This is a genomic window from Exiguobacterium aurantiacum (assembly GCF_001766415.1).
Classification (GTDB): domain Bacteria; phylum Bacillota; class Bacilli; order Exiguobacteriales; family Exiguobacteriaceae; genus Exiguobacterium; species Exiguobacterium aurantiacum_A.
In genome coordinates, this window is record NZ_MKXO01000003.1 from 38,767 (window position 1) to 63,748 (window position 24,982).

A 24,982-nucleotide genomic window follows, 5' to 3' on the forward strand; every position below is an offset into this window, starting at 1 on the left:
CTTCATTCTAATCGTTTCTCAAAAAGCGAGCGAGGAAGTTGCCTATAGTGTCATACCCGGGAAGTACGTGACGGTCAGACTTTGCGTCCTAACCGCACCGCCGTCCATCTCATCGAACGTCACGTCGAACAAGGCGCGACCGATTTCTTCATGCGGCGCGTGCATCGTCGCTAATCCGAACGCCTGGCTGATCGGGTGGCCGTCAAACCCGAGGATGGCGACGTCTTCCGGTATTCGGACGCCACGCCGGTGCATCTCCCCTAAAAAACCGAGCGCGACGTAATCGGACGACAAAAAGAGCGCGCGGGGACGCTCTTTTCGTTGAAGGAACTCTGCCGCTAAGCGGATCCCGTCTTCACTCGTCAAGTAACCGGTCCATACCCATCGCTCACGCGCGGACGCCACTTCATCGAAGTAGGCCCGCTGACGCGCGATTGAGCTCGGACTAGACTGCCGCGATAAGACGATGCCGATATCTTCATAGCCGCCTTGTTTCAAAACCTGTAACCCAGTGGCGAACGCCGCGTAATGGTCGACATGGACCGAGGAGATCGTCTCAGGCGCACCGACCGTCGCGACCGAGATCGGGCCGAAACTACGGTACGTCTCCAATTCTTCGAACGACATCGCATGCGACAACAGAATCGCCCCATCAACTTCACGATGCCTCAGTAAGTCGAGTGCTTGCCGCTCTTGATCAAGCTTGTACTCGGTCTGCCACATGACGAGACGGTACCCTTTCACGAGCGCCGCTTTCGCGAGTCCGTTGACGAACAGTCCGTAATACGGATGGTCCATATACGGCAACACGACGACGAATCGCTGCGTGCGCCCAGTCGACAGCGTCAGCGCCTGCTGATTCCGTAAATAGCCAAGCTCTGCCATCGCCGCATGGACACGCTGTCGCTTTTCTTTTGAAACGTATGGATGTTCATTAATCACCCGCGAGACCGTCGTCACCGACACGTCCGCTTGTTTCGCGATATCTCGAATGTTCGCCATCCCGCCTCACCTCAATCTGTCAGTCTTTCCATATAGTGTACCCATTCTACTGACCGACTGTCATCTCTTGCCATCACTTGTCGCCGAATCGCTTGGGCGAGACGAAACCGTTCTTCGACAGGTAAGCGAAGAAACTCATCTTGAAACTGGGCGCACAACATGCGTCCGAACGGTGTGTACAATTGATTGATGACCAGTTCATAGACAATCCCGCTGCACCAAGCCTTCCACGTCGTCGGATTCATCAGGCTTCCCTCCTTTGACTCTACCGTACATTCTGAAACGCGTTTCAGAGCAAGCACTTTATTAAAAAACTCTAATTCCGAACATTAAACGCTCAAATGAGAACTTTTTTAGTTTTTTAACTCGAAATCATTGACGATGTCGATTCGATTTCGTATAGTCAACAAGTTGATAACGTGTATTCCATTTTACCGGACAGTTAATGTTCGGAAATTACTACTTATAAGGAGTCTTCCTAATGAACTTATTCCGTTTACAGCAACACGGGACGAACGTTAAACAAGAAGTGATGGCCGGCATCACAACGTTCGTCACGATGGCCTACATCTCGGTCGTCAACCCGGCGATTTTGTCGGACGCAGGCATCCCGTTCGCGCAGGCGTTCACGGCGACGATCATCGCCATCTTGATCGGAACAGGGTTAATGGCGTTCTATGCCAACCTGCCGATCGCGGTCGCACCTGGGATGGGCTTGAACGCCTTCTTCGCCTATACACTCGTCGCGCAACAACAGATCGCACCAGAAGCCGCGCTCGGCGTCGTCTTCGTCTCGTCGGTCTTCTTCCTGATCTTGTCGCTGTCACCGATCCGGACGAAACTGATTCAAGCGATCCCCGCTTCATTGAAGCACGCCATCACGACCGGTATCGGGTTGTTCATCGCCTCGCTCGGCTTGAAGCTGTCCGGACTCATCGTCGCGGATGAAGCGAACCTCGTCCGTCTCGGGGAGTTGTCGTCACCGAGCGTCTTGCTCGTCCTCGGTGGACTGATCGTCTCGGCGCTTCTGTTCTCACGTAACGTACCGGGTTCCCTTCTTATCGGGATGGTGCTCACAGGTATCGCGGCCTACTTCATGGGTCTATTGAAAATCGAAGGCGTGACGGCGATGCCGACGCTACCGGAAGGGTTGATGGTCAACCCGCTCACCGCTTTCTCTGACGTCATCCAATATGGCTTGTTCGGGGCCGTATTGTCATTCTTCCTCGTCACGTTGTTCGACACGACGGGAACGCTCGTCGGTGTCGGCAAGCAAGCCGGTTTGTTGAAAGAAGACGGGACGATCGAGAACGGGCACCGGGCCTTGTTCGCTGATTCGCTCGCAACGATGGGGGGCTCACTCGTCGGAACGAGTCCATCGACGGCCTACATCGAGTCGGCCGCAGGTGTCGCCCAAGGCGGACGGACCGGACTGACGACAGCCGTCGTCGCCGGCTTGTTCGGTCTCACATTGTTCTTCAGCCCGCTCATCGGTGCGATCTCAGGTGTCGCCGCCATTACGGCGCCGGCCCTCATCATCGTCGGCGCACTCATGCTGACGAACGTCCGCTATATCGATTGGACAGATTTCAGTGAATACTTCCCGGCGTTCATGACGATCCTCATCATGCCACTCTCAGGCAGTATCGAACGCGGGATCGCCTTCGGGTTCATCCTCTACCCGATCTTCAAGGCGATGAACAAAGAAACGGTCCACCCGCTCATCTACTTGTTCGCCGGATTGTTTATTTTGGAAATGTTTTTCCTATAATACTTTACTTTAACCCTCGTCCCCGACGAGGGTTTTTCTGTTATTAATCAGGGAATCACTGTCTTATAGCAGTTTCTTCATGAATATGTATTCATTATCATTTAGTTCTCAATTAGACAGTATTTTACATTTTTTTGAGAAAATGATTCCATTTTTCTGTTTTGTGCTCATTTGTTATGGAATAATAACTGTGAAACCGTTTTCGAATTTGACTAAAATCAGGAAAGAAGGAATGGACATGCCAAACGTGGCGTTGTTCGTCACTTGTCTCTCCGATACGTTATTCCCATCGGTAGGACAAGCGACGGTCGAACTATTAGAACATCTCGGTTGTGACGTCAGCTTCCCGTTCGAGCAGACGTGCTGCGGTCAACCGGCCTATAACAGCGGCTACCATGAAGAGACGAAAAAGATTGCCAAACACATGATCGAGACGTTCGAGAAAGCAGACGCCGACTATATCGTCGGACCGTCCGGCTCGTGTGTCATGATGATGCGCGATTATCCGCACTTGTTCAAAGACGATCCCGTCTGGAAAGAGCGGGCCGAAGCCCATGCGGCGAAGACGTTCGAACTGACGCAGTTCATCGTCGACGTGCTCGAAGTGACAGACGTCGGGGCAAAATTCCCGGCGAAAGCGACGTATCACGCCTCGTGCCATATGACGCGCCTGCTCGGGATCGAGGCGGCACCGGGACAGTTGTTGAAAAACGTTGATGGGTTGACGATGGTCCCACTCGAAGGGGTACATAACTGTTGCGGCTTCGGCGGGACGTTCTCGGTCAAGATGCCGGACGTATCGGTACAGATGGTCGACGAGAAAGTCGAGTCGATTTTAAAATCAGGGGCTGACGTATTGATCGGCGCTGATGCGTCTTGTTTGATGAACATCGGGGGACGCCTGCATAAACAAGGGCATCCGATCAAAGTGATGCATATCGCGGAAGTGCTGAACGAAGGGGTGAAACAAGCATGAGCATGGGGATTCGGTTAGATGAGAAGTTTCAAGATCGGCGGAAAGACGGGATCGATAACCCGTTCATGCGTCAAGCCGTCAGCTCGGCGCAAAATCGCCTGCGCGACGGACGTTTGAACGCGGCTGGGGAACTCGGGGATTGGGAAGCGTTCCGCGACCATTCGGAAGAGATTCGCCAGCACGTGCTCGAGCATCTCGATTATTACTTACACCAGTTGAGTGAGAATATCTCGAAGCGGGGCGGCAACGTCTTCTTCGCCGAGACGCCGGAAGAAGCGAACCGCTATATCCGCGAAGTCGTGCGCGCAAAAGACGCCAAACACGTCGTCAAATCGAAGTCGATGGTGACCGAGGAGATCGGGTTGAACGAGGCGCTTCACGAAGAAGGGTGTACGGTCGTCGAGTCGGATCTCGGGGAATGGATCCTTCAGCTCGACAACGACCCACCGTCGCACATCGTCGCACCGGCGCTCCATAAAGACCGGAACGATGTCCACAAGACGTTCACGACCCATGGCTACGACGGAACGAACGACCCGACCGAGCTCGGCCGCTATGCGCGCCGCGAGCTGCGCAAAGACTTCTTGAAAGCAGAGGTCGGCATCACCGGTTGTAACTTCGCCATCGCCGAGAGCGGCGCCGTTGGTCTCGTCACGAACGAAGGTAACGGGCGGATGGTCACGTCACTCCCGAACACCGTCATCTCGGTCATGGGGATGGAGCGGGTCGTCCCGTCTTACGAAGAGTTCGAAGTGCTCGTCAACATGTTGTGCCGGAGCGCGGTCGGCCAACGGCTCACGTCATACATCACGACGTTCGCCGGCACGAAAAGCGTCGGTGAAGTCGACGGCCCGGAAGAATTCCATCTCGTCATCGTCGACAACAAGCGGTCCGGCATTCTCGGGACTCAGTTCCAGTCCGTGCTCCAATGTATCCGTTGCGCGGCATGTATCAACGTCTGCCCGGTCTATCGCCATATCGGCGGCCACGCCTACGGTTCGATTTATCCGGGACCGATCGGCGCCGTGCTCGCTCCGCTGCTCGACGGTTACGAGAACTATAAAGAACTGCCGTATGCGTCAAGCCTTTGTGGTGCCTGTACGGAAGCGTGTCCGGTCAAGATTCCGCTCCATGAACTGTTGATCGAGCATCGCCGCGTCATCGTCGAAGACAAGAAAAAATCACCGTTCGTCGAACGCATCGCCATGAAAGGCTTCGCCGTCACGTCATCGAGCCCGTTCTTGTTCGAGGCGGCCGAACAGATCGCGCCGTTCGCGTCGTCCCCGTTTGCGACAGCGGGGCAAATCGACAAAGGCTTACCGGCTTGGACCGACTCGAAAGACTTGCCGCAGCCGGCCAAACAGACGGTCCGCGACTGGTTTAAGAAACGGGGGAATGCACAATGAATCCAGGAACGATCACCAACCGTGAAGACTTTTTAAAGCGGATCGCGGGACAACTCGGACGCGACGTCGATTTGACGCCTCCGAAACGAGTATACAAGCACCGTCCGCAAGACGAGGTGTTGAAAGACGCTTCAACAGAGGAACTCCTCGAGACGTTCCGTATGGTCGCGACGCGCATTCATACCGACGTCGTCGAATGTGAGTCGACTCATCTCGATGACACGCTCCGTCTTCTCCTCGAACGATACGACGGCAAGACGATTATCGCCGAGGACGATGCACGCATTAAGGAATGGGCACCCGAAACGAGCCGGTCGTTCGACTGGTGGGATGCCGCGCGTCCGGATGACAGCCGCGCCCTTGCCGTGAAAGCTGACGTTGGGATCACGATTGCCGACCAAGCACTCGCTGAAAGTGCGACCATCGTCCAATATGCGGCCCCCGGAAAATCGCGGACGATCAGCTTGTTGCCACAAGATCACATCGCCATCATCCCGAAATCGGTGCTCGTGCCCCGGATGACGCAAGCGGCGAAACAACTGGCCGAACTCGATTGCAACGGCGAGCTCGCCTCACCGCAAGGCGTCAACTTCATCTCGGGCCCGTCAAACTCGGCCGATATTGAGATGAACTTGATCGTCGGTGTCCACGGACCGGTCCGTGTCGCCTACGTTCTCGTACATGATCTCTAACGAAAAGACTCGCCACGACGGCGAGTTTTTTCGTTTATTCTTTATTCGACGGTGATGCTTCCGTTCGTCGTCTTCAAGCGAAACGGATGTTCGATGTTTGAACGTCAAAGTCTTATCCCGCACTCATCGCTTCGTCAATTTTTCCCATCGAGTCGCCCGCTCGCAATTCGTCTAACCGGGCCTTTCCTTGCTCCGTGATCGCGTAGTATTTCCGTGGCGGTTTTTCTGCCAACTCCTTCAAATACGTCGTGAAGTAGCCTTCCGACGTGAGCCTCCTCAGGAGCGGATAGACCACACCTTCTGAGATGGCACCTTTTTTTAACTTAGTATCCCTCTCACCCCTTCCACTATCTATTAGGCAACAACACATCGTTCGCTATTGTTCAATTGAAACTAGTTAGCACGTTTACTGCATCTCGATAAGTGGTATATCGCTGCAGAAATCTGTACAATAGGGGAACGACACTCGTAGTAAAATAATTGTCACAGCCGGAATGTATGTAGTTCCAGGAAGGAACGGTCCCTATGAAAGCTTGGATTGACGAGCGGATCGGAAGGCAGTTTTTATTCGTCTTCTATTTATTCATTGGACTGATCCTCCTCACCTCACTCGCCGTATACGTATATACGGAAAATCGAATCGAAGAGACGACTTCATCGCTCGAGAACGTCAGCGAACGTCGCACGAATGCGACCGAGCTCTTCGAGACATGGCAGTCGATGCAATATGAGATGCGCGGTTACGTCCTCCTCGGTGACGAGGAGTTACTTGCCCGCGTCAAAGAGAAACAAGTCTTGATCGAGACACAGACCGCCTGGTTCGAAACGAACGCGGTCACAGAAAAAGAACAGACGTATGCGGGGGATGCCCGATCGTTATTCTCGGCCTATCAACAACGCGTCATGCCGAGCCTCGAGCGCTACGTCGTCGCGAAGCGGGAAGGCACGGTCACCGAGCCGTTCCTGCAAATGCCGACGCTTGGGAAAGTGACGCCTCAAACCGAACCTCAGGCCGATCGGAAATTCAAGATCAACTCGAAGAGCGCGGCTGACATGAGCGCGAGTATCGTCGACATGGAGACGGTGTTCACCGAATACCGCAACGCCTTGAACGCGGAAGAAAACCAACTCCGTGAACAGCTCGCCACCCATACGAAATGGGCGCAAGTGCTCTGGCTCCTGTCGCTACTCACGGTACTACTCGTCCTCTTCATTGCGGCTCGGCCTTACGTACAACGGTTGACCGGTCAACTGCAAGAGTTGATCACGAATAGCGAACGGCTCACCGACGATCGGGTCATACCCGTCCCTGTTTTGGTATCGACTCGGAACGAGGTCGGCCAACTGACCGAATCGTTCCGTCAAATGGCGTCGTCGCTGTCGTCACAACGTTATCAAGTCGAAGAAGAGCGTGAGAAGACCGCGCGGCTCTTGCACTCGATCCGTGATGCCGTCATTTACGTTGAACATACGACGCATGAGAAACTCGCCAACCAGGCGCTCTTCGTCATGTTCAATCAGGCCATCACGAAGCAAAACGAGACGGACCTGTATCGGCTTGATGCCGACCTTGAAGAACTCGGTCTCCAAGTCGATCAAAAAGACTCGTTCTTCTCGTTCATGCGCCGTGCTTTTGACGGTGAAGCGATGGAAGAGAGCGTGACGTTCTCGATGAATCAAGAAGAACGCTTCATCCAAATGTACGCCGAAAAGATTCATTTGCGTGGCACACGCCACGGCACGATGCTCGTCTTCCGGGACGTGACGCAAGAAACCGAGGTCGACCGCTTGAAGACAGAACTCGTCGCGACAGTGTCTCATGAATTGCGCACTCCACTCACGAGCATCATCGGGTTTACCGAACTTATGCGCTATCGGACGATGCCGGCTGAACGGACCGATCAATATTTAGGGATGATTCATCAAGAGACGCTCCGTCTCGAGGATTTAATCTCCAACTTACTCGACGTTCAGCGAATGGAGTCGGGTAAACAGACGTATCAAAACGAGCCCGAAAGCTTGTACGATATTTTGGCAGAAACGATTGCCGTCCATCAAGGCGCGAGTCAACACCACGACTTATCGTTTGAATGTGATAACGACATCCTCGTGTACGGGGACCGGAACCGGCTCAGCCAGCTGTTCACGAACCTGCTCCATAACGCGATCAAATATTCACCGAACGGCGGAAAAGTTGCGGTGTCCGTCACGAATGACCAGTCGGACGGCGTCGAAATTTCCGTCACGGACTCTGGCATCGGAATTCCGACTTCAGCGCTCCCGAAACTGTTCGACAAGTTTTATCGCGTCGACAATTCGGCCAGCCGGAAGATCGGTGGCACCGGTCTCGGTCTTGCCATCTGTAAAGAGATTGTCGAAGGGCATGACGGGACGATCCGGGTCGACTCACGTGTCGGTCTCGGATCGACGTTCACGATCGTCTTGCCGAAATATATCGAGGAAGATCAAATGAGCGGCTAAACAATAAGGGATGACTCGCCTCGGGCGAGCCATCCCTTATGTTATTGAACTTTGTTTTCTGGACCGAATGCCGGATAGAGCGACAAACCACCGTCAGCAAAGATGGTCGTGCCCGTGACGTAAGACGATTCGTCTGACGCGAGCCACGCTGCCACCGCAGCAATCTGTTCAGGTCGCCCGATCTTATGCGTCGGGATGAGCGCTTCGAGTCCTGTCTTCTCTTCCGGATCTCGCATCGTCTCTTCGTTGATCGGTGTGTCGATCGCACCAGGCGCGATGGCGTTGACCCGAATCTGATTCGGCGCATATTCGAGCGCGACCGACTTCGTGAACATCTTGACCCCGCCTTTACTCGCTGCGTAATGCGTATAGCCCGGGCGCGGGATCACCTCGTGCACCGAGGACATGTTAATGATGTTTCCTTTCAAATCATGCTCGACGAAATACTTGAGTGCGGCCCGCACCCCGAGGAACGTCCCGGTCAGGTTCGTATCGATAATTTTCTGCCAGTTGTCGAGCTCCATCTCGTGCGTTTTCGCTTCGACTTGGACACCGGCGTTGTTGACGAAAATGTCCATCTGTCCAAATTCAGACACTGCTTTTTCGATCATCTTCTCGGCGAGCCCTTCTTCGGCGACGTCACCTTGGACAGCGACGGCTTTGCCTCCGGCCGCCTCGATCCCGCGGATGACTTCCTTCATCTCGTCTTCACTGCTTCTATAATTTAAGACGACGCTGACGCCTTCTTTCGCGTAGCGTTCGGCCACCGCTCGCCCGATTCCTTTTGAACTACCTGTGATTACTGCGACTTTCCCTTGAAGTTCTGGATAGTTTGCCATGTCGTTTCCCCTTTCGTCTTCTCGGTTTGTAGTTCCCGCATTCCCCTCTTCATGAAACCTTTCGGGCTGTCTTTTGAATATTTATGGGAAATCTACTATACTGAAACAAACTATTCGTTTTCAGGACTCGCCTGAAAAACGTACAAACTTATTCTTATGGAGGTGAATCCCCGATTTTTTGGGGAATTTTTGGACAGTCCCATGTTACTCAGTTTATTGATCGTCGCCTTTCTCATCTTCATGACCGCCTTTTTCGTGGCGGCCGAATTTTCAATCGTCAAAGTCCGGAGCGCACGGCTCGACCAACTCGTTCTAGAAGGAAACTCACGAGCGTCCGTCGCTAAAAAAGTGATCGAGAACCTCGATGACTCGCTATCCGCCTCGCAGTTCGGCATCACGCTCGCCGCGCTCGGCCTTGGTTGGATCGGTGCCGATCAAATCGAAGGAATGATTCAACCGCTCGTCGACCGCTTGAGCGTCTCGCCGTCGGTTTCTACATTCCTGTCGTTCTTAATCGCCTTTTTGCTCATCGCCTTTTTACACGTCGTCATCGGCGAACTTGTCCCGAAGACGCTCGCCGTACATGAAGCCGAGAAATTGACGCTGCTCGTCGCCCGGCCGCTCTACTTCTTCACGAAGCTGTTGTATCCGTTTATCCGGGTGCTCAACAGTATGGCCCGGCTCACGCTCCGCTTGTTCGGTGTCAAGACGACGGCGCAAGAGACGGCGCACTCGGAGGAAGAACTCAAAATTATCATGACGGAGAGTTTTCGAAGTGGCGAAATCAACGAGAACGAACTCGCTTACGTTCAAAATATCTTCTCGTTTGATGAACGTGTTGCAAAAGATGCGATGGTGCCGCGGATGAATATGGTGACGATTGATGAAGAAGACTCGATCGAGACGATTATCGCGACCGTCCAAGAGCATCAATATACGCGCTATCCGGTCACACGAGACGGTGACCGCGATGACGTGCTCGGTTTTATTAACGCCAAACAGGTGTTCACGGCCCAACTCGTCAAGAGTGACGCCCCGCTTGAATCGTTTATCCATCAGTTACCGCTCGTCACGGAATTCACACCGCTCCAAGAAGCGATGGTGAAAATGCAGAACGCACGGACGATGATGTGTCTCGTCATCGATGAGTACGGCGGCACCGCCGGCCTGCTCACGATCGAAGACATCCTTGAAGAGATCGTCGGTGAGATTCGCGACGAGTTCGACCGGGACGAACAAGCCGAGATCACTGAAGTCAATCCAGGCCATTATCGCTTGTCTGGTCTCGTGCTCACGCAAGAGATCGAAGAGCGCTTCGGCATTGAGATCGAGGATGACGTCGACACGATCGGTGGTTTCGTCCTCTCGCAAAAAGCGAATGCACGCACCGGCGAACGCTTCATCCTGCCAGGTGAGCACGAACTGATCGTCCGCGAGATCGACAATCACCGCATCGTCTTCGTCGACTTGATTCTTGCGCATAAAGACCAGCTTCGAGCCGAAATGGACTAAGTGTCTTTGACCGCCCTCCCTTGAACATTAGGGAGGGCTTTTCGATTGACGCTCGAACTGTCGCTATATTTTCAAGGCTTGTCGTGATATACTGCACATATGTTGCTAATTTGAGTGCGTGTCACTCATTGACACAACATCACCGAACAGTTCATTAATGTTCGGTCCAACAACTACAGAAAGAAGGTTACGCATGGAACGTAAACTATTTTTAATTGACGGAAACTCCATGCTGGCCAGTGCCTACTACGGTGCCGCCGCGAGCCGAACGAAAAAAGGACGCGAGGTATCTAAAAACGATCGGAGTGCCGTCATCGGTATGACCGGCCTCATCCGGACGATTCTACGCAGACATCGTCCGTCTCATTTTGTCGTCGTATGGGACGTCTCACGTGAAACATTGTGGCGTCGCGAGCTTTATCCTGGCTATAAACGCCGCCGTCGCCAGACACCACCCGAGTTGAAGGCTCAAATGGAACTCATGCGCCAATTGCTTGAAGAGAGCGGAATCCCGCAATATCAAGTCGAAGGCTATGAGGGAGAAGATTTGATTGCCCACATCGCTCGGAAGTTCAGCTGCAGCGCGCCTGTCGTCATCATGACGAAGGATAAAGACTTGCTTCAGCTCGTGAGCCCACGTATCACAGTATGGCTTCAAACACAGGAGCTTCAGCAAATGCAAGCTCGTTGTGATATCCAAGACAACCGCCCGCTCCCACTCAAGCGACATCTCGAGATTCGTCCTGAGGAGATTGCAGCGTTGTACGAAGGATTGAAGCCGAAACAGCTCTCAGCGGTCAAAGCGTTGACGGGAGACCGTTCAGACGGCATCCCACCTGTAGCCGGCCTTGACGAAAGTCAATCGGTACAGTTGATCAAACGCTTCGGTTCGCTCGATAAGCTTTACACGGCGCTTAGCGTCAAAGGCGATAAACGACAACTGATCAATGAAACGATCGCGGCACTGACGTCAGAGGAAGTGCCCCGTAACTTGAGACGTACACGCAAAAAAGCCGAGCGCAACATGGAGCTCGTCCGTCTCGATGTCACGGTGCCAGAACTTGAACATTTGAAACTGGCTCATCTTGAGCTCAGCATCAATTCAAAACGGGTCGAACAAGCGTATCAAAAACGCGGCATTCGCCTCTCGTTTGATTCGAGTCAAAAGAAAATTTCAGCACGTTAAAAAGCGCGGACATTAGTCCACGCTTTTTATATTGACCGTAATCCCATCGTCGTCGGTGAGCGACCATTCCGACGTCGTCCCTCCGAGTTCGTGGTTCGTCGAAGCGTCGACAAAAAGCGTCCATGCTTCAAGTCCCGCCTCGTCGTTCATCGGTTCAGTCGGACGGGCCCAGACGTTCGCACCGATGTGATGATGATACCCGTCGGCCGCGAGGAACAGTGCACCCGGGTATGAATCGGTCGTGACGGTAAACCCGAGTCGATGTTGATAGAATAATTTCACCGCTTCGAGGGAACGTACCTTAAAGTGAACGTGTCCCATCGTCGTCCCGACAGGAAGACCTGTGAACGGACGGTCCGCTGCCGCCTCGAGCATCGATTCGTACTCAACCGGATCGGTCGACATCTTCACGTGACCGTTCGCTTCATATTCCCACTTCTCACGTGGCCGATCAGCATACAGCTCGATGCCGTTCCCTTCCGGATCGTTCAAATAAAACGCCTCACTGACCAAATGGTCGCCTTGACCGACTTCAATCCGTCGCTCGATCAAATGACGGAGAATGCGTCCGAGTTCGACGCGGTCCGGCAGCAAGATTGCCATGTGGAACAAGCCGGCCGCCTTTCGGTTCGGACGCACACCTTTGACTTCATGCAAGATGACGAGCGGCGTATTCGGCGCACCGAGCGTGACGCGGTCGATACCGACTTCGAGTACGTCCATTCCAATGACTTGTTCGTAAAACTGTTTCATGTTTTCTAACTCACTGACCCGGAGCGTGACCGGTCCGAGTTGGATATTGGTTAATTTCATGTTTTCTCACCTCTCTCTTTACTATACATGCCGTGTCCCGTTTGCAGAAGACGGCACAAAAAGGTGGTATAGTTACCGAAAGGATACTTAGAGAGGAGTGAGACTCATGACGATGATCTCAAGCTGTGAAGTCGATACCGCACTCGAACTGATTACCGGTAAATGGAAACCATCGATTTTACTCGCGCTCATCAACGGGGGGACGCTCCGGTTCAGTGAACTGAAACGCTCGCTCCCGAACATTAGCCAAAAGATTTTGACAGCCCAGTTGCGTGACTTAGAAGAGCAAGATATCATCATCCGTACCGTCTATCCGGAAGTCCCGCCGCGCGTCGACTATCAGTTGAGCGAGTACGGCAAGACGCTTATCCCGGTACTCGAGACGATGAACGCTTGGGGCATGAAGCACGCTAAGCGCATGCAACAAAAATAAATTGTCCACATGTGGATAACTCATTTCCGTATCACTGCCCATCACTTATCCACAGGAGGATCTCATGATTCGTTATCCACAGTTGACCGGTCGCCACGTCGGCGTAACCGCCCCGTCGTCCGGAGTACCAGCCGCGCGTCATAGTTTACTTCACGACGCCGAGACGACGTTCGCACGCCACGGCTTCACGCTTCAATTTGAACCGTCTGTTTGGACACAACACAAAGCAAAATCGGCGCCGGCCGCAGTGCGTGCCGAAGAGATGACTCGACTGTTCCACGATGAGGACGTCGATTTGATCATCCCGCCATGGGGCGGCGTCTTGTTGCTCGAGCTACTCGATAAAATCGCTTGGGACACGCTCCCAGCGAAGTGGATGCTCGGCTACTCTGACGTCAGCTTATTTTTATTCGTCTACACGCTCAAGACCGGCATCGCCTCGGCTCACGGGACGAACCTTGTCGATCTGCGCGGGGAATCGTGGGATGCGACGAGTTCGCGTTGGCTCGACGTCTTATCGACGAAACACGGCGAGACCGTCATTCAACTGTCTTCAGAGCAATTTCAAAAAGAATGGCAGCACGGTAATCCGAGTCCATGCGTCTACCATTTGACCGAGCCGACCGAATGGAAATCACTCGGCGGGACGAAAGCGACCGGTCGTCTGCTCGGCGGTTGTATCGACGTCCTCTTGCATACGATCGGGACGCCTTACGGTGACGTCGCTCAGTTCCAACAGACTCATTTGAACGATGAACCGATTCTTTGGTATTTCGAGAACGCCGAGATGGATGTACCGGCACTCAAACGGACCCTGCTTCAAATGAAGTGGGCCGGTTGGTTTGATCATACGACAGGCATCTTGTTCGGTCGCAGCGATGCCCAACCACCGGTACAAGGTTATACGGCAGAAGACGTCTACGCTGAACTACAGGAACTGCTCAACGTTCCCATCATTTATGACATCGACTGCGGGCACGTGCCACCGCAACTGACACTCATTAATGGTGCCCATGCCTCGATTCAAGTCGAGGACGGGAAAGGCACGCTCATTCAAACGTTCAAGGGCTGAGGATTCAGCCCTTGATTTTTTGTAGCAATTCGGTCAAATGTGTCCGATAAAATCCTTCGGGAAACCTTTGAACAGATTCTTCGATTGAAGGCACTAATTCGAGCCCACACCCGTAACTCGCACCAATCAGCACCCCTTCAAAATAGACGGCCTGATCGATCAAGCTATGTGTCTTCCAACCGTCCATCCCTTCCCATAGCCGCTTGAAAGCCATATCTCCGAGTTCCATCTCACCTTTCATCGCATAATAGACTCCTTGTGACATCTCGATCGCGGCGATGAACGGGTAATCATCACCCAACAGTCGCTCCATTTCCTCGATCTGTTGCCCGAGCTGCTCGACGCGGCCGTAGTGGATGGCATAAAGTGCCTCTGACAAAGCGAGACGCACTTTGGCCACGTGTTCGTCCGTGAACTGAATGTACTGCCTTGCTTTCACAAACGCCTCGTTGATCCGTTGTTCGTCTTTCAGGTAAAGAGCACATAATGCAATCGTCCGATTCACATCGTCGGCTCGATAATACGTTCTCGTCTGATGCATATGTTTAAGGGCAGAATCTAGATGATGGATGGCCCCAGATAGATTCCCTTCATACGTCATTTCTTTCATGACGAGAAGCATCGCATATTCAATCCGAGTTCGTGACGACATGTTTCGCACGTCTAACAATTCCAATCGATCAAACTGTTCGCTCGCTTCCTCAAACTGATTCCACAAAATGTAGTAGTAAGCTTTCCCGATGAGTGCCATCGCCAGCTCATCTTTTTCATCGAGCCGTTCGAACACATTGATTGCACGCTCATAATAAGTTAACAATTCACTGCGCTTATCGCCATGTTTTAAGTTATCTCCCATAATGACGTATGCCTTCCCTTGCCACACCGAGTTCATCTCTGTCGTTAAATATGGGGATAGCGCCTGCTTGGTAGCTTCCTCGTCCCATGGATTAAGGCTCAATTGGGCGTATTCGATGTCTTCGACGAGCGCTTGCAGCTCCGCCTCGCGAGGATCGACAAGTAACGACTGAACCGACACGTCCAACCGCTTGGCAATCTCGCGCAGACTGCGCATCGACGTTTCGGCTTTCCCGTTCTCAATCATACTGAGCATCGATTTCGTGATGATGCCGTCTGCGAGTTGACTTTGCGTCAACTTTTTTTCTTTTCGTAACGTCTTAATCCGTTGTCCAATCATAGAACACCTCTTAAAAGTTAAATTTAATTGAACTTATTGTTTACAAATCTCTCTTTGTCGTCTATTATAATGTTAAATCACATTGAACTTAATTGCAAAGGAGACTATGTATGACTACTTTCACCTCGAACCTGCACGTGTTGTTGCTCGGGAAATTCATGTCGTTGTTCGCTTCCAGTCTATTCACGTTCGTCGCCGGATTGACGGTGCTGACAACTTCCGGTTCTGGGCTCCAGTTCGCCCTCGTCTTACTGGCCGGGACGTTGCCTCGTGTTCTATTATCGCCGTTTGCCGGTGCGTATGCCGACAAATTGAACCGAAAACGCGTCATCATCACGATGGAATCGCTCAACGGGCTATTGTTCTTCTTGGCCGGGGCCGCGAGCCTCATTTGGACGTTCGGCGTCCCTGCTTTCTTGATTATTACATGTCTGCTTTCTATCGTCTCCACTTTCTTGTCCGTCACGTTGACGAGTTCGATTCCACTCCTGTTCGACGAAGACGGGCTTCAACGCGCCAATTCGCTCATCCAAAGTATCATTTCCGTCTCAAGCATTGGCACGCCACTTTTAGCCGGGGCGCTGTTCAAGCTATTACCGATTTCAGCGTTCTTGTTCAGCTCATCCCTCTTGTTCCTCATCGCCGCCCTGTTCGCCTCACGTCTCACATTCCAAGCGTATGAACATGTTTCCACCGATCAATCGACGTGGGACGACGTCCGCTCCGGTTTCCGCTATTTGAAACGCCAACGCGTGCTATGGACGCTGACGATTCTCGCGGCGTTCCTCAACTTCTTCTTCGTCGCCTCGGAAGTCCTATTCCCGATTGCCGCCTTGCAGGAGATCGGGGTCAGCCCGCTCCAGTTCGGCTTTTTGGAAAGTATGTTCGCAGTCGGATTTTTAGTCGCCTCACTTGCCCACGCGCTGCCGTTCTTTAAGATCAAGTATCGTCTAGCGACGGTCCGCACATCGCTTATCGTCATGGGTTGCCTCTTTATCGGCCCGGCCGTCCCGCTCTATTTCGACTTCTCGGTCACACCCGCCATCGTCTTCCTCACCGGATTCGCTTTGTTGAGCGGTTTCTTCATCATCCGCGTCAATATTCCCATCCAACTGTTTTTGCAGACGAACACGGAACCAAGCTACCTCGGTCGTGTCATGGGCGTCCTCGAATCGCTCGCGATGGGGATCACCCCGCTCGGTTTCGTGTCGTTCGGGTTATTGAGCGAATGGATGTCGGTCACGTCACTTTATGCGATTTGCATGGTATGCCTGCTTTCGATCACGCTGTTCGCGATGCATCGCATCCGTCACGATATCGCGGCTGAAAAAGCGACGGTACTGGCTGAAGTCGAAAGCGCGCCGACGCGTCAATGAACGAAAAAAAGACATCGAACGTTTTTCAGTTCGATGTCTTCTCTGTTGATGGAAGGACTCGTTTCTCTAACAAGAACGGTCCGAACGGGATGACCGAAGCCATGACCGCGAGGACTAACACTTTGAAGCCCCAGTTGAAGCGCCACGCCATGTAAACCGCTGCCGCCACGTAAGCGACGAACAGGAAACCATGGGCCGCACCGACGATGCTGACGGCTAGCGGCATGCCAGCCAAATACTTGAGCGGCATTGCGATCAACAATAAGAGCAGGAATGACATCCCCTCTGTATAACCGAGCCATTTGAATCGAGTTGCGTTCATATCCGTTCTCCTTTTTAATCGATGCTACGTTCATCGTAGCCGATAGAGGTGAAGTTTGTCACAGGGGAACGTTAGAAAGTCGTTAGGCTATTTGACGATTTGGTGAACGATGCGCAATTTTCGTTTCGACGAAGCGGCGAAGGAACAAGCCGTCGACGCCGATTTTGCCTGCGTTGTAGCCCGCGACGAGAATCAAGACCGACACGATCAACATCGTTGGGTTCGTGCTGACCGTTCCTGACAATAAGAACGCCATGTTCATGACGAGTCCGAAGAAAGCCGCGCTGCGTGTGAGGGCGCCAAGCAAGAGACCGAGACCGACCAAGAACTCACCATACGGAATTAAGATATCGAAAAGTGCTGCGTTTGGGATTGCGAAGTTTTCAAGGAAAGCTGCCCACCATCCGGCGACCGCCGGGTGATCTCCCGTCGCGAGTGAAGCTGCGTTTTGAAGGTAACCGCCTGATCCGAAGCCGCCCGTGATTTTACCCCATCCGGCTGTGAGCCATTGATAGCCGAGCCAGATCCGTAACACCGTCAAGATGCCGGTTGCGATGTTGTGGTTTTGCCAAAACTTTGTGAACATGATAATTCCTCCTTTTGAATGGTTGAATGATGGCTTATATGTGATTACATTCACAATATACCATCCATGTTCATGCTTTCACATAGCTTGAGATAATAGTTCACGTTTCGGTCATATGTGCGTCACAGGTCAGTCACTTTTTGGAAATTGTACCAAAAAAAGCAATGTCTGCTCGAGACATCGCTTCCATTGCTGTGAACTACTCACCACTTATTTGCTTCGCAACTTGAAGTGGGAGCTTCTTGGGAAGACCGTGCTTTGACCAGCCACGGTTGTGGACCAAGCTCGTCGGGCAGTCCCTGCCCTGGAGTGTTTCAGTCGGCGAGACCCAACAGGTTGAGGCTCGCGTTGACGTCGCGGTCATGGTGCGTGCCGCATACGGCGCATGTCCACTCGCGGACGTGCAGGTCCTTCTTGCCGCCGTTCCCGCCACAGGCCGAACAGACCTGGGTCGAGGCGAACCACGGGTCGGCCTGGATCAGTGTGCGGCCGTGGAACCTGCATTTGTAGGCGAGCTGGCGGACGAACTCGCCCCACCCGGCGTCCCCGATCGACTTTGCCAGGCGGCGGTCCTGCATCATCTCCCTCGGCTTCAGCGTCTCGACGACGACGACTTGGTTCTCGTCGACGATGCGTCGTGACAGCTTGTGGAGGAAGTCATGTCGGCGGTTCCGTACCTTTTCATGCTTTTTGGCCAATAGGAGCCGCGCCTTCTCGCGGTTCCGGCTGCCGGGCTTCTTGCGGGAGAGCGAGCGCTGCGCCCGTCTCAGCCGTTCCTCGGCCTCGCGCAGGTTGCGCGGGTTCGGGACCCACGGCTCGTCGGGCTGCTCGACGAGGAGCGACACGAAGAACTTGCCCGTCCGTGTCATCGACACGGTCGCCGACCGGATCTCGCCGTCGAAGATTCGGTGCTGTGTGAAGCGGATGAACCCGACCTTCGGGAGCCGGACCCGGTCTCCCTCGATGCGGATCGTGCCGTGCTGGTTGTTCGTCGTGTAGGAGGCGCGCGATTTCCGTCTCGACTTGAACACCGGGAAGCCGGCCGTCCCGGCGAAGAACTTCGCGAACGCCGTGTCGAGGTGCAGCTTCGCGTTGGCGAGCGCGAGGCTGTCCGCCTCGGCGAGGAACGGGAACAGGGGCTTGTACGAGGCCGGTGTCGGCAGTTTTCGCTTCGGGCCGGTCCCAGCCTTCGCCTCCTCGTGGAGGGCGATGCGGTCCTCGAGCAGCTTGTTGTAGATGAACCGGGCACAGCCGATCGTCCTGACCAGGAAATCGGCCTGTTCCGCCGTCGGGTGGAGCCTGTATTTGTAGCCCTTCAGCATGTCTCCCCCTCCTCTCGGCCGATGATCGTGATGAACGTCTTCCTCATCCGATACCCGCGGCGGGGGAAGGGAAATCTGACGGAATCACGAACTTATGTTCGTCATATCTGTCACAGGGGTGGCCAAGAGGTTTATGTACGGGCGATTCATCTCCCACCTACGCTGGGCCTCGCCCCAGACGCTTAGAGGTGGGAGAATTCTCGCTTAATTATGTTAAAGATCAACTTGTTGTGGCGGTTGGCCTTTTTTATTCATCACACGCATCGATTGCGGTGAGATTTTTAAAATGACGAGTTTTGGATCATCCGGGCCGTCGAACCAGCCCTCAAGTTTTTCGTTCCACACTTTTTCTTTCATCGACTCGTCATCAGACACCGACGTCTCTCCTAAAATCTCTAGGTACGTGTCGCCGACCCCGTCCCCGTCGTAGCCGATCAAGACGTGCGTATACGGATTGTTCTTCAACTCATCGACTTTATCCGTATCTTTCGAGGTTGCCGTATAGAGTGTCAGACCGTCATGGAAAAACGTCATGTATCGGCTGTGCGGCTTCCCTTTGTATACCGTGGCCATCGTTCCGACGTTGCTTGCATCTAAAATTTGTTGTGCCGTTGTTTTAGCATCCATTTAAAAAGCCCCCTTATCATAGTCACTCGTATAATCATTCCCTTGCGGCACTTGATTAAACACGAAGACACGAAAAAACCTGCTCGCCGAAGCGAGCAGGTTATAAAATTCCTTAGAAAGGAAGATTAGATTTTTTCAACGTTAGAAGCTTGTGGGCCACGAGCTCCGTCAGTGATTTCGAAAGTTACTGCTTGGCCTTCTTCAAGTGTCTTGAAGCCGTCGCCTTGGATTGCTGAGAAGTGTACGAATACGTCGTCTCCGCCTTCCATTTCGATGAAGCCGTAACCTTTTTCTGAGTTAAACCATTTTACTTTACCTGTGTTCATAATGAACCCTCCTGAAATAAACGCTGTGCGTTCTAGTAGTGCCTTACTAGAAAAAACTGACCAAAAAAAAGCACAAAACTTGTTGGATTATCTTTCATGAAAAATAATCCCAAGCGATTGTGAATTATGTTTCCAGCTATTCTTAATTAAGCACATATGTAATATACCATGGATAAATGCTTCTGTCTACTAAATACTTCGGTTTGCTAAAAATAATTTCAAAACGGGTACATCACATGTAGTGAACGTTAGGAGGACGACTCATATGATGAATCAAATTGACCGCACGCATATCGCTGCCACCATCGCCCGTCACGCGGCCTGGTCGACAGATGAGCTATTGACGGAGACGCTCGCTTGGCATCAAACGACGCGACACGACCATTATCCTGATCAATCGAAGTCGTACCGCTCCCACTTGCCGATGACGGAACGAATCACACCGGTGACGAGCGCGCTCCCGCTCGAGGTCGTCGACGATCTCGTCCGGCCCGTCTGGATGCGTCGTCTCGACGCGGAACATTTGAATTTACTGCAGACGACACGCCATCACGTCGACGTGACCGATTACGGGGCCGTCGGGGACGGCAAGACGGACTGCACGCTCGCATTCCGGCTCGCGCTTCGGTCGAACCGCCACGTCCACGTGCCGGCCGGTGTCTATATCGTCCGTGGCGTCCGGATCCCCTCGAACTGCGTACTCGAAGGTGCGAGACAGCAGGACACGGTATTACGCTTGGCCGACGGTACACCGAAGCATCGCCGGCTGCTGCGAAATGCGACACCGTTTTATGGGAACCATCACATCGAGGTCGCCCATCTGACGCTCGACTGGAACGTCGAGCGCCTTGGCGACGTCGATCGGACGTCGAGTGGAGACACGGCTTCGAGCGCGTTGACATTCGCCCACGTCAAATTCGCCTGGGTCCATCACGTCACCGCCAAAGGTGCCGGGCTGCACGCGTTCGATATCACCGCCCCTCACTACCATTACCTCGGGGACGGGTTGCGTGCCAAAAAAGGCAGCCGCTACATCTGGCTCGACCGCTGCGAGGCGACGAATTATGGGGACGACGGCATCACGACGCATCATAGCGACGCCATCTACATCACGAACTGCTACTGTCATCACCCGCACGGACGTACGCACGCCCACGGCTTCGCCAATTCAAACGGCATCGAGGTCGATGACGGTTCGCGTCACGTCGTGCTCGTCAACAATATGACGGAAGGTTGTTTTGGAGGCGTCGAGGTGAAAGCCCACGGTACGTCCTCAGCCGCCCATGACGTCCATATTTTTGGGCACGTCTCGTATCGTGATAATCGGTCCTTCAATTTTCGCCACATCGGACACCACTTGGCCGACGATCCCGAGTCGAAGACGGCGCGGTTCATCTCGGGGACGAATTTACTATCGATTGAACCGGTCCGCTCGAAGCTATACGCCAAGTCGTCGCCCCGTAGCCTCGTCATATCGGCGTATCAAGACGTATTGATTCATGGCTTTACGGCCATCGGTGACCCGTCCTATGATTATACAGGACATCCAGCGCTCGCCGTCCAGTATAAGTCTCGGAACGTTCAATTAAAACGAATTGCCACAAGCGGGTTCGTTTCCAGCCGCGCCGACATCGAACTGTTCGGCGGCGACAATCGGACCGATCACGTCACAATCGAAGATGTCACGTGCCGGAATTCGGCCCCGATCTCAGTTAAGATCGGCGGACAGCTCGCTAACGTCGTGCTAAAACACATCGAAGGCGAACAAAAAAGTGGAGATGTCCTCATCTCCACGAGTAGCCCGGTCGAAGCGCACGACTTATTCGCTTATGGTTTCTCAGATCGGGTGCGAAGTGACGCTTGAGCCGACTCGACGAGCTCATTCAACCGTGCTTCGTCCAAATTGAGCGAACTGACCGTCTGTTTGGCCATCATCCGGACGATGGCTTTGTCGAGGAAGCCCATCCGCTCAAAGTCATAGCCGCTACCGACGACTTCGACGAAATAGGCGTGTACTCGTAAATGTTCCCCGTACGCGCCTTCGAGCTCACGTTGCCGCTCCGCCGCGGTCGGCGTGCCGGCGCACAAGTACAATCCGAGCGGACGTTCGAGCAATTGGACTTCATTTTGCTTCAACCAGTCGGTCAGCTCGTCTTGGACTTTCCCCATCCGGATCGATCCCCCGACGATGACGTGGTCGACCGTTGCCCAATCGACGTCTGGCTCATCGACCAAGTTTTGAACGTGGACGTTTCCGGACAACCGTGCGGCCAAAAGATGGGCGACTTTCTCGCTCGTACCATATCGTGACGTATACGCAATCAACGTCTTCATCTCGTTTCCCCCTTTTAAGTCAGAGTCTACTCTTCCTATTCCCGAATGGTTTGGAGAATACTATACGCTTGAAAAAAACTCGCCGCTTGGGCGAGTTTTTTGTCATAGTTTGTACACTTGTGCCTCGTACGGACGAAGCGTGAACGGTTCGATCGGTTCCATGTTGCCGATGACGCGGTCTTTGACGTCATACGGCAACGTTCGTTCTTGGGCTTCTGCAGAGAAGTTACACAGCACGAGCCACGTCTCTCCTTCGAGCGTCCGCGTGAACGCGTAGACGGCTTCGTCTTCTGGGAGCAACAGCTCATACTTCCCGTAGACGACGACCGGATTCTGTTTCCGTAGCGCGATCAACTGACGGTAGTAATGGAAGAGTGAATTCGGATCAAGACGTGCCGCTTCCGCGTTCACGTCGACATAGTTTGGATTGACATCGATCCACGGCGTACCGGTCGTGAACCCACCTTGCGCGTCAGCCGACCATTGGACCGGCGTCCGCGAATTGTCGCGTCCGCGGGCGTGGATGCCGCGGAAGATCTCCTCGTGCGTCAACAAATCGTTCGATGTGTAATCGCGATACGCGTTGAGTGTCTCGATGTCACGGTACTTGTCGATCGAGTCGAACGCGACGTTCGTCATGCCGAACTCTTCGCCTTGATAAATGTACGGCGTCCCTTTCAACATGTGCAGGAGTGTCGCAAGCATCTTGCCAGAGACGACCCGGTACTCATCCGAATCGTTGCCGAATCGCGAGATCGCCCGCGGTTGGTCGTGGTTGCTCCAATATAGGCTGTTCCAGCCCTCTTCCTCGAGTCCTTCTTGCCAACGCGAGAAGATCGTCTTCAGCTCCGTCAGCTTCCAGTCGGTCGGATTCCACTTCCCAAAGCTGCCGTTGCCGACGTCGACGTGCTCGAAATGGAACACCATGTTGAGCTCGTCACGGTCTTCACCGGTGTAAAGCTTCGCCTCGTCGACGCTGACACCCGGCATCTCTCCGACCGTGATCGTATCGTACTTCGACAACACTTCACGATTCATCTCTTGCATGAACTCATGGATGCGCGGTCCGTTGAAGAAGAACGGCGTTCCGTCTCCGTAGCCCGTCCCGCGCGTCTTCCCGTCCGGATAGCTTTGGTCTTTCGAGATCATATTGATGACGTCCATCCGGAAACCGTCGACGCCTTTGTCGAGCCAGTAAGCCATCAAATCGTACACTTCGCGGCGCAGCGTCTCCGACTCCCAGTTCAAGTCGGGCTGTTTCTTACTGAACAAGTGCAGATAATATTCGTCGCTCGCTTCATCGTACGCCCACGCGCTGCCGCCAAAGAAAGCGCCCCAGTTCGTCGGTGGCTGACCGTTCTCGCCTTTTTTCCAAATGTAGTAGTCGCGGTACGGGCTGTCTTTCGAAGACCGAGACTCCATGAACCATTGGTGCTCATCGGAAGAATGGTTGACGACGAGGTCCATCATGATCTTGATGCCGTGACGGTGCGCCTCTTCGAGCATCGCATCGAAATCGTCCATCGTCCCGAACTCATCCATAATCGCACGGTAGTCGCGGATGTCATAGCCGTTGTCATCGTTCGGCGAATCGTACACCGGTGACAACCAGATGACGTCGATCCCGAGTTCAGCCAAATAGGACATCTTTTCCGTGATGCCCGGGATGTCCCCGATTCCGTCCCCGTTCGAGTCGTTAAAGCTGCGCGGATAAATCTGATAGACGACCGCTTCTTTCCACCATTGTTTCATAAAAGTCTCCTCCTCATCATCGGTTCAGATCTGACGTCATCATCGTACCTTGTCCCGCCGCCTGTGCCTATCCATGATATGATTAAAATATGCACAATCTTGCTATTATAAAGGAGTAATTCGATGGAAATCGGCTTTTGTGGCTATTCGTATCACACAGCAGCATATACTTTTCCGTTCGCCAACCGGTTGGACACGTACTTGATCCGCTTGCAGACTGAAGGGTCGGCCCGAATCCTCGTCAACGGGGAGACATACGTCGCGTACCCCGGCGATCTGTTGCTCGTCAAACCGGGTGACTACTATGAGTTGAATATCGATACCCCGGCGAGTGGCGACTATCATTTGTTCTGCGCTGGTCCGACGCTCGACACCTGGTGGTCGACGACTACCCGCTCACGGCTCACCACGATCTCGATTGACCCTCGCCTCCTCTCGCTTTGGCAACACGTCACGGAAGAGGCACGACGACCGACCGATGAACAGAGCACTGCGTTGATCGAGAAGTTGATCGAGGCGCTTCTGCTCATGCTCGACCGATCGATGCGAGACGTCCGGACGAATGTACGTCCCCCGGTCGTGTCTCGCATGATGCGTTATATAGAAGGAAACGTCACCGCCGACTTCAAAATTGCCGACGTCGCCGCTGCCGTCGGCTTGAGCATATCGCGGACCGTGCACCTCTTTAAGGAAGTGACCGGGATGACGATCATCGAGTACGCGCACACGATCCGGCTTCAGCTCGCCGAAGAGCAAATGCGGTATACACAACATTCGCTCGAACGGATCGCCGAGCTGTCCGGGTTTCGAACGTATCCTTATTTCCACCGGATTTTTAAACGGAAATATGGCGTCGCACCAGGGGTTTACCGCACACTTCAACAAAAAAACGAAAAAAAATAATCAAAAAGTGATCCATTTTTTGAATCGCTCCGTTAGATGGGTGTAAACAACGACAA

25 protein-coding genes are annotated in these 24,982 nt (G+C 53.4%); 12 read left to right on the plus strand and 13 right to left on the minus strand.

Annotated elements, in window-relative coordinates; all coding sequences use genetic code 11:
• Positions 1–42: 42 nt before the first annotated feature.
• Together BJU60_RS07855 and BJU60_RS07860 are read right to left on the minus strand one after the other, a co-directional pair.
• Positions 43–1,002 (minus strand): LacI family DNA-binding transcriptional regulator, encoded by a 960-nt coding sequence (locus BJU60_RS07855; protein ID WP_070328343.1) that lies wholly within the window; start codon positions 1,000–1,002, stop codon positions 43–45.
• Positions 1,003–1,013: 11 nt separating this feature from the next.
• Positions 1,014–1,247, minus strand: a complete 234-nt coding sequence (locus BJU60_RS07860) for a hypothetical protein (RefSeq protein WP_016508014.1) — start codon at positions 1,245–1,247, stop codon at positions 1,014–1,016.
• A gap of 236 nt (positions 1,248–1,483) precedes the next feature.
• Between BJU60_RS07860 and BJU60_RS07865 the strand changes: the two genes are divergently transcribed.
• The 4 genes from BJU60_RS07865 (at position 1,484) to BJU60_RS07880 (ending at position 5,847) form a co-directional block, all read left to right on the plus strand.
• Positions 1,484–2,773, plus strand: a complete 1,290-nt coding sequence (locus BJU60_RS07865) for an NCS2 family permease (RefSeq protein WP_070328344.1) — start codon at positions 1,484–1,486, stop codon at positions 2,771–2,773.
• Positions 2,774–3,011: 238 nt separating this feature from the next.
• A complete protein-coding gene (locus BJU60_RS07870; RefSeq protein WP_070328569.1) occupies positions 3,012–3,749 on the plus strand; it encodes a (Fe-S)-binding protein in 738 nt (245 codons plus the stop codon).
• Positions 3,750–3,751: 2 nt separating this feature from the next.
• Complete coding sequence (locus BJU60_RS07875) at positions 3,752–5,155, plus strand: LutB/LldF family L-lactate oxidation iron-sulfur protein (RefSeq protein WP_070328570.1); 1,404 nt, start codon at positions 3,752–3,754, stop codon at positions 5,153–5,155.
• On the plus strand, positions 5,152–5,847 hold the full coding sequence (locus BJU60_RS07880; protein ID WP_070328345.1) for a LutC/YkgG family protein: 696 nt from the start codon (positions 5,152–5,154) through the stop codon (positions 5,845–5,847). Before BJU60_RS07875 ends, BJU60_RS07880 begins: the two co-directional genes overlap by 4 nt.
• A 112-nt stretch (positions 5,848–5,959) precedes the next feature.
• Here the strand turns inward: BJU60_RS07880 and BJU60_RS07885 are convergent, their stop codons facing one another.
• Positions 5,960–6,217 (minus strand): PadR family transcriptional regulator, encoded by a 258-nt coding sequence (locus BJU60_RS07885; protein WP_070328346.1) that lies wholly within the window; start codon positions 6,215–6,217, stop codon positions 5,960–5,962.
• 155 nt (positions 6,218–6,372) lie between these two features.
• Between BJU60_RS07885 and BJU60_RS07890 the strand changes: the two genes are divergently transcribed.
• Positions 6,373–8,328, plus strand: coding sequence for an ATP-binding protein (locus tag BJU60_RS07890; protein ID WP_070328347.1), 1,956 nt, complete (start codon positions 6,373–6,375; stop codon positions 8,326–8,328).
• A 41-nt stretch (positions 8,329–8,369) separates the two neighbouring features.
• Here BJU60_RS07890 and BJU60_RS07895 read toward each other — a convergent pair whose 3' ends face one another.
• On the minus strand, positions 8,370–9,167 hold the full coding sequence (locus BJU60_RS07895; RefSeq protein ID WP_070328348.1) for a glucose 1-dehydrogenase: 798 nt from the start codon (positions 9,165–9,167) through the stop codon (positions 8,370–8,372).
• A 201-nt stretch (positions 9,168–9,368) separates the two neighbouring features.
• On the opposite strand from BJU60_RS07895, the gene BJU60_RS07900 reads away from it, so the two are divergent.
• Both BJU60_RS07900 and BJU60_RS07905 read left to right on the plus strand, forming a co-directional pair.
• Positions 9,369–10,679, plus strand: coding sequence for a hemolysin family protein (locus BJU60_RS07900; protein WP_070328349.1), 1,311 nt, complete (start codon positions 9,369–9,371; stop codon positions 10,677–10,679).
• Between the two features lie 193 nt (positions 10,680–10,872).
• Positions 10,873–11,865: a 5'-3' exonuclease gene (locus BJU60_RS07905; RefSeq protein WP_070328350.1), complete on the plus strand. Its 993-nt coding sequence runs from the start codon at positions 10,873–10,875 to the stop codon at positions 11,863–11,865.
• Between the two features lie 12 nt (positions 11,866–11,877).
• Here BJU60_RS07905 and BJU60_RS07910 read toward each other — a convergent pair whose 3' ends face one another.
• A complete protein-coding gene (locus BJU60_RS07910) occupies positions 11,878–12,678 on the minus strand; it encodes a VOC family protein (protein WP_070328351.1) in 801 nt (266 codons plus the stop codon).
• Positions 12,679–12,784: 106 nt separating this feature from the next.
• Between BJU60_RS07910 and BJU60_RS07915 the strand changes: the two genes are divergently transcribed.
• Positions 12,785–13,111, plus strand: coding sequence for a winged helix-turn-helix transcriptional regulator (locus tag BJU60_RS07915; RefSeq protein ID WP_070328352.1), 327 nt, complete (start codon positions 12,785–12,787; stop codon positions 13,109–13,111).
• Positions 13,112–13,175: 64 nt separating this feature from the next.
• Positions 13,176–14,183, plus strand: coding sequence for a S66 family peptidase (locus BJU60_RS07920; protein ID WP_070328353.1), 1,008 nt, complete (start codon positions 13,176–13,178; stop codon positions 14,181–14,183).
• Between the two features lie 4 nt (positions 14,184–14,187).
• On the opposite strand, the gene BJU60_RS07925 is transcribed toward BJU60_RS07920, so the two are convergent.
• The gene (locus BJU60_RS07925; RefSeq protein ID WP_070328354.1) at positions 14,188–15,378 is read right to left on the minus strand and encodes a helix-turn-helix domain-containing protein; all 1,191 of its coding nucleotides are present in this window, start codon (positions 15,376–15,378) and stop codon (positions 14,188–14,190) included.
• A gap of 110 nt (positions 15,379–15,488) precedes the next feature.
• On the opposite strand from BJU60_RS07925, the gene BJU60_RS07930 reads away from it, so the two are divergent.
• A complete protein-coding gene (locus BJU60_RS07930) occupies positions 15,489–16,754 on the plus strand; it encodes an MFS transporter (RefSeq protein WP_070328355.1) in 1,266 nt (421 codons plus the stop codon).
• Positions 16,755–16,779: 25 nt separating this feature from the next.
• Here BJU60_RS07930 and BJU60_RS07935 read toward each other — a convergent pair whose 3' ends face one another.
• The 5 genes from BJU60_RS07935 to BJU60_RS07955 form a co-directional block, all read right to left on the minus strand.
• Entirely contained in the window at positions 16,780–17,076 is a 297-nt protein-coding gene (locus tag BJU60_RS07935; RefSeq protein WP_021068057.1) for a DUF3817 domain-containing protein, read from the minus strand.
• Between the two features lie 82 nt (positions 17,077–17,158).
• On the minus strand, positions 17,159–17,662 hold the full coding sequence (locus BJU60_RS07940; RefSeq protein ID WP_070328356.1) for a DoxX family membrane protein: 504 nt from the start codon (positions 17,660–17,662) through the stop codon (positions 17,159–17,161).
• Between the two features lie 314 nt (positions 17,663–17,976).
• Entirely contained in the window at positions 17,977–18,984 is a 1,008-nt protein-coding gene (locus BJU60_RS07945; RefSeq protein ID WP_070328357.1) for an RNA-guided endonuclease TnpB family protein, read from the minus strand.
• Positions 18,985–19,197: 213 nt separating this feature from the next.
• Positions 19,198–19,611, minus strand: a complete 414-nt coding sequence (locus BJU60_RS07950) for a pyridoxamine 5'-phosphate oxidase family protein (RefSeq protein WP_070328358.1) — start codon at positions 19,609–19,611, stop codon at positions 19,198–19,200.
• 125 nt (positions 19,612–19,736) lie between these two features.
• Positions 19,737–19,937, minus strand: a complete 201-nt coding sequence (locus BJU60_RS07955; RefSeq protein WP_016507985.1) for a cold-shock protein — start codon at positions 19,935–19,937, stop codon at positions 19,737–19,739.
• Positions 19,938–20,202: 265 nt separating this feature from the next.
• Here BJU60_RS07955 and BJU60_RS07960 point away from each other — a divergent pair, with 265 nt between their 5' ends.
• A complete protein-coding gene (locus BJU60_RS07960) occupies positions 20,203–21,801 on the plus strand; it encodes a glycoside hydrolase family 55 protein (RefSeq protein ID WP_070328359.1) in 1,599 nt (532 codons plus the stop codon).
• Here BJU60_RS07960 and BJU60_RS07965 read toward each other — a convergent pair.
• Together BJU60_RS07965 and BJU60_RS07970 are read right to left on the minus strand one after the other, a co-directional pair.
• Positions 21,765–22,271 carry a flavodoxin domain-containing protein gene (locus tag BJU60_RS07965; protein WP_070328360.1) on the minus strand — a complete coding sequence of 169 codons (507 nt, stop codon included), beginning with the start codon at positions 22,269–22,271 and terminating at the stop codon, positions 21,765–21,767. The genes BJU60_RS07960 and BJU60_RS07965 overlap by 37 nt on opposite strands.
• A gap of 102 nt (positions 22,272–22,373) precedes the next feature.
• The gene (locus tag BJU60_RS07970; RefSeq protein ID WP_070328361.1) at positions 22,374–24,023 is read right to left on the minus strand and encodes a glycoside hydrolase family 13 protein; all 1,650 of its coding nucleotides are present in this window, start codon (positions 24,021–24,023) and stop codon (positions 22,374–22,376) included.
• Between the two features lie 123 nt (positions 24,024–24,146).
• Between BJU60_RS07970 and BJU60_RS07975 the strand changes: the two genes are divergently transcribed.
• Entirely contained in the window at positions 24,147–24,926 is a 780-nt protein-coding gene (locus tag BJU60_RS07975) for an AraC family transcriptional regulator (protein ID WP_070328362.1), read from the plus strand.
• Positions 24,927–24,982: the final 56 nt, after the last annotated feature.